Origin of the sequence: Streptococcus sp. KCJ4932 (assembly GCF_004352745.1) — a bacterium.
Classification (GTDB): domain Bacteria; phylum Bacillota; class Bacilli; order Lactobacillales; family Streptococcaceae; genus Streptococcus; species Streptococcus ruminicola.
This window is the reverse complement of record NZ_SJWW01000038.1, coordinates 1-589: the sequence shown is the minus strand read 5'-3', so window position 1 is coordinate 589 and position 589 is coordinate 1. Positions and strand designations below refer to the sequence as shown.

Annotated in this window: 1 protein-coding gene; it reads left to right on the top strand. The window is 25.5% G+C overall.

Annotated elements, in window-relative coordinates; translation table 11 throughout:
- A partial coding sequence (locus tag E0E02_RS09490) for a hypothetical protein (protein ID WP_165937152.1) occupies positions 1-589 on the top strand: 589 nt, incomplete at both ends.

The window sequence follows — 589 nt, the reverse complement described above, 5'->3', positions numbered from 1 at the left end:
GAATTATGTTGATGACAGTAATCAAGAAAATCTTTATCAATTTTTTCAAATTCTTCAAAATAATCCTCATATTAATTGGTCGAAAGAAATTTTTAATAAACTTGACTGTTATTTAAAAAGTAAAAAAATAGGTGAATTTGATACACCAAAAGATTTTAAAAGTGTTGAAGATTATATTCATCATTCCTATACAACTACAAGAGGCTATGCACTACATGCACTAGATAAACTTATTATAAAAAATCCGATGATTCTATCTAGTTATAGGGAAACAATTATTTTCCTTGCAAAAGAAGGTTCAAATTATGACAAATTAAATTTGATTTTTCTTATTTCAACTATTTTAGATATAGATAAATCATTTGCACAGGAACTTTTTGAACTTATTTTAGATGAAGATGAAAGAGTGATTGGTCATTGGAAAAGTGGATACATTCTTTATGAAATGTGTGACAACTATAAAGAAAGAGTTGAATCATTGTTGCTTTTGGGATTTAATTCTAAAGATAGTTTATTAGTAAAGAAATCTGCACATTTATTAACTGAGCTATATTTTAACAAAGGATATTTCGAATCTATAGTATATAGC